The organism is Actinocorallia lasiicapitis (assembly GCF_054778695.1).
This window is the reverse complement of sequence record NZ_BAAGZI010000448.1, coordinates 1-4,460: the sequence shown is the minus strand read 5'-3', so window position 1 is coordinate 4,460 and position 4,460 is coordinate 1. Positions and strand designations below refer to the sequence as shown.

The 4,460-nt window shown below is 71.7% G+C and carries 4 protein-coding genes and 1 pseudogene; 2 read left to right on the top strand and 3 right to left on the bottom strand.

The genetic code is table 11. The features are described from left to right. Both ACYVE7_RS29875 and ACYVE7_RS29870 read right to left on the bottom strand, forming a co-directional pair. Positions 1-204 (bottom strand): annotated as a pseudogene (locus tag ACYVE7_RS29875) (hypothetical protein); the annotation flags it as partial. Positions 205-254: 50 nt separating this feature from the next. Then, positions 255-890 carry an ATP-binding cassette domain-containing protein gene (locus ACYVE7_RS29870; RefSeq protein WP_460369362.1) on the bottom strand — a complete coding sequence of 212 codons (636 nt, stop codon included), beginning with the start codon at positions 888-890 and terminating at the stop codon, positions 255-257. A gap of 344 nt (positions 891-1,234) precedes the next feature. Here ACYVE7_RS29870 and ACYVE7_RS29865 point away from each other — a divergent pair, with 344 nt between their 5' ends. Both ACYVE7_RS29865 and ACYVE7_RS29860 read left to right on the top strand, forming a co-directional pair. Further along, positions 1,235-2,137: a tetratricopeptide repeat protein gene (locus ACYVE7_RS29865; protein ID WP_460369360.1), complete on the top strand. Its 903-nt coding sequence runs from the start codon at positions 1,235-1,237 to the stop codon at positions 2,135-2,137. 108 nt (positions 2,138-2,245) lie between these two features. Further along, positions 2,246-3,682 carry a malic enzyme-like NAD(P)-binding protein gene (locus tag ACYVE7_RS29860; RefSeq protein ID WP_460369358.1) on the top strand — a complete coding sequence of 479 codons (1,437 nt, stop codon included), beginning with the start codon at positions 2,246-2,248 and terminating at the stop codon, positions 3,680-3,682. On the opposite strand, the gene ACYVE7_RS29855 is transcribed toward ACYVE7_RS29860, so the two are convergent. After that, the coding region (locus tag ACYVE7_RS29855) for a zinc metalloprotease (protein ID WP_460369356.1) at positions 3,666-4,460 on the bottom strand (795 nt) is incomplete at its 5' end. The two genes, ACYVE7_RS29860 and ACYVE7_RS29855, sit on opposite strands and share 17 nt — an antisense overlap.

Below are 4,460 nucleotides of genomic sequence, written 5' to 3'. Positions count from 1 at the left end.
CCACCGCACCGACCCTTCGACGGCCGCGACGGCCCCGTCCCAGTGGACGATCCCGGGTTCGAGCCCCTGCCATCCCGCCAGCCCGCAGATCAGCCCCAGGATCGGGACGGCCGCGGCGAAGGTCCCGCTGCGCGCGTCGAGCCTGACCACCCGGGCGATCCGGGCGACCCTGGCGGGACGCACGAGCCGCGCCAGCTCAGACACCGGTCGCCCCTGCGGGACGGCGGCGCGGGCGGGATGCGGCGTGCAGCGGGTCAGGCATGGGCGAGTGCTCCTCGACGGGACCAGGAAGCGGCGTGGGGCAGGGTGCGGTGGACGGCCGGCGGCACGAGCCGTTCGGCCGACGCGTGGGCGGGTGTGGCCAGGTGCCCGGCGTTCAGGGTGAAGGTCTGGTCGCACCAGGCGAGGTCCGCGGGGTCGTTCGCGGTGACGATGACCGTCGGCGCGATCGTCGTCAGCAGCGGGACCAGTTCGCGGACCGCGTGCGGGGCGAGCCCGGCCAGCGGTTCGTCGAGGAACGCCAGATCGGGGGAGTGCACGCAGGCGGCGGCGAGCCCCGCCCGCACCCTGAGGTCGGCGGACAGTTCGCCGAGCTGCCACGACGCGACGTCGGTGAGGTCGAGCGAGGCGAGCACCTGGCGTACCGTCTCACCCGGCTGTCGCTGGTAGTAGGCGGCGTAGCTGACGAAGTCGTGCACGGTCGATCCGCCGGACCAGCGCGCGTCGGACGGCAGGAAGCCGATCCGGGAGCGTGCCCTGCGGAGCGCCTTGCGGCTTTCGACGGGCTCGCCGAACAGTTCGACGGTGCCCGTCTGCGGACGGCGTAGTGTTGCGAGCGTAGCGAGCAGGACCGACTTTCCCGAGCCCGAAGGCCCCGCGATTCCGATCACGCCTCCGGGCATCCCGAAGGAAGCCGGACGTAGCAGCCATCGCCCCCCGCGACGGATGCCGAGCCCTTTCGCCACGATCGCGGATGACTCCACGATCACTTATCGTTCCCCCCTAGGTATTCTCGTCGCGGCGGTTGCGCTCCCGGCGGCTCCGCAGTGGCCCGTTTCCCCCCGTGCCCGGCTGCCTTTTGCCGTCGCATCACGCTGCGACATCGGAACTATAGCCACCCATGGGCATCGCTGTCAGTAGTCTTTTGTGTGCTGAGCGTAATGTCCGGTCCGTTCGCGTCGTGCGTCCGGAACGGCGCGGACGTTGCGGCGGGATGATGCGGCAGGATGGACCCATGCAGCAGAAGCCGAACTTTTCCCTGCACGGCGCCGTGGATCTCGGCGCACGCGCCGCCGCGGCCAAGGCGCAGCAGGAGCGGGCCGCCCGGGGGCCCGAGGCCGATGGCGGCGACCACGTCATCGAGGTGACCGACGCGACTTTCAACACCGACGTCATCGACCGTTCCATGCAGCTCCCCGTCATGGTCGACTTCTGGTCGGAGCGGTCCGCGCCGAGCATCCAGATCCAGCCGCTGCTGGAGAAGCTGGCCGCCGAGGGCGGCGGGGCCTGGCTGCTGGCCAAGGTCGACGCCGATCAGAACCCGGCGCTGGTCCAGCAGATCGCCCGGATGGGCGTGCAGAGCCTGCCGTTCGTGGCGGTGGTCGTCCAGGGGCAGATGGTGCCGCTGCTCGACCGTCCGGTGCCCGAGCAGGAGCTCCGCCTGGCCATCGACGAGCTGTGGGCGATGCTCAAGGAGCAGGGCCTGATGGGCGAGCTCCCCGAGCCGGTCGAGGGCGTCGAGCCCGACGACGAGATCGACCCGGTCCACGCCACCGCCGAGCAGGCGCTGGCCGCGGGCGACTTCGAGACCGCCGCCCAGGCGTTCCGCGACGTCCTGGCCGCCGACCCGCGCGACGAGATCGCCAAGCGCCGGCTGGCGCTCACCGAGCTCACGCTGCGCGTCAAGGGCTACGACGAGGCGCGGATCGAGTCCGACCCGCTGGCCGAGGCCGACCTGCGGCTGCTGCAGGGCGACGCCGAGGGCGCGTTCCGGCTGCTGATCGACCGGATCCGTGTGACGTCCGGCGAGGACCGCGACGCCGCCCGCGTCCACCTCCTCGCCCTGTTCGAGACCCTGGGCTCGGACGACCCGCGCGTCGCCACGGCCCGCAGGTCGCTGCAGTCGGCACTCTTCTAAGCGATCATCACCCGCGCCCGGCTCTGTCGGGCGTATCCTCGAACGAGGCTCTGACGTGCCTTTCGGCACTCAGGGCGTCTCTTTTCTCTCGATTCGAGGAGCAGCAAGGTGGCCACCGCGCCGAGCGTGTCGTATTCGATCACCGTCCGGCTGGAGGTTCCCGCGGGGGGCAAGGCCGTCAGCGGGATCACCCAGCACGTCGAGAACGCCGGGGGGATCGTCACGGCCCTCGACGTGAGCTCGGCGGTGGGCGACACGCTCCGGATCGACGTGACGATCGCGACGCGCGACACCGAGCACGCCGAGGCGATCGTCGGGGTGCTCGAGTCGATCGACGGGATCAAGATTCACAAGGTCTCGGACCGCACCTTCCTCATGCACCTCGGCGGCAAGATCGAGATGCGCTCGAAGGTGCCGCTGCGCACCCGTGAAGAGCTGTCGATGGCCTACACGCCCGGCGTCGCCCGCGTCTCGCTGGCGATCGCCCGGAACAAAGAGGACGCCCGCCGGCTGACGATCAAGCGCAACAGCGTCGCGGTCGTCACCGACGGCTCCGCCGTGCTGGGCCTGGGCAACATCGGCCCCGAAGCGGCGATGCCGGTCATGGAGGGCAAGGCCGCCCTGTTCAAGCGGTTCGCCGGGATCGACGCCTGGCCGATCTGCCTCGACACCCAGGACCCCGACGAGATCGTCAGGACCGTCCAGATCATCGCGCCGGGCTTCGGCGGGATCAACCTGGAGGACATCTCCGCGCCGCGCTGCTTCGAGATCGAGGCCCGGCTGCGCGAGCTGCTCGACATCCCCGTCTTCCACGACGACCAGCACGGCACCGCTATCTGCGTGCTGGCCGCGCTGACCAACGCGCTGCGCGTCGTCAAGAAGGACCTCGGCGAGGTCAGGATCGCGATGGCGGGCGCCGGCGCGGCCGGCAGCGCGATCCTCAAGCTGCTGCTGCACGCCGGCGCCGAGAACGTGGTGGTCTGCGACTACCACGGCGCCGTCCACCAGGGCCGCGCCGACCTCGACGAGTCGCTCCAGTGGATCGCCGACCACACCAACGCCGACGGCTACGACGGCGACCTGCGCGGCGCGGTCAAGGGCGCCGACGTCTTCATCGGCGTCTCGGCCCCCGGCATCCTCACCGGCGACGACATCGCCGCGATGGCGCCCGAGGCGATCGTCTTCGCGCTCGCCAACCCCGAGCCCGAGGTCAACCCGGCCGACGCCCGCGAGCACGCCGCCGTCGTCGCGACCGGCCGCAGCGACTACCCCAACCAGATCAACAACGTGCTGGCCTTCCCCGGTGTCTTCCGCGGCCTGCTCGACGCCCAGGCCGACGGCATCAGCCTCGACATGCTGACGGCCGCGGCCCGCGCCCTGGCCACCGTGGTCACCGACGCGGAGCTCGGCCCGAACTACATCGTGCCGAGCGTGTTCCACCCGGACGTCACCACGGCCGTCGCGGCCGCCGTCCGGGAGGCGGCGGGCGGCCGCAAGCACGCGCCCGTCGCCGACGACGGCTCGGAGATCACCTATCAGTCGTGACGGCGGGCATCCGGTAGGCCGCCCAGCTCGCCCTGATCCGGGCGGCCTGCCCCGCCGTGAACTCGGTCATGCAGTCGTCGTACCCGTAGTCCATGTAGTTGTGGACCGGGTCGTCGCCGGGCGCCACACAGGTGTTCTTCCGCACCGGGCAGCCCTCGGTGGGCATCGCCTCGGGCGGGGTGTCGGCGACCCCGTCGCCGGGGTTCAGGCAGCCGTTCTCGAACGTGTGGAACAGCCCCAGCCAGTGGCCGGTCTCGTGGACGGCCGTGAACCCCAGGTCGAAGTGCCGGTAGGAGCCGCCGGGCAGTGACCGGTAGTCGACGACCACCCCGTCCATCAGCGGCCTGCCGCGCAGCCACTGCGGGAAGGTCGAGAAGCCGAGGACGTCCTGGCCGACGGCCGCGGTGTACAGGTTGAGCACGTCGGGGCCGCCCCGGTGCAGCCGCTCCTTGAAGACCGGCTCGTAGTCGCCGGGGTCGTTGAACCAGGCGGAGTTGTCGACGCGGTCGACGGCCCTGAGCACGAACCGCACCCCGGTGTCAGCGCCGCCGTTGGCGCCCGAGTAGGCGGCGTTGAGCGCGTTCATCTGCCGGGCGACGGCGGCGTCGTCGAGCGCGCCGATCCGCCCGGCGGTCAGCACATGGAACAGGACCGGAACCTGGACGTTCGCCGGCACGGGCCCGCGCAGCCGTCCCCGCAGGTCCCGGTCCATCCGCAGGACGTTCCCGGTCGCGAGGTCCGCGCCGCGCGCCCGCCGGGCCTGGCTCGGCCCGTCCGG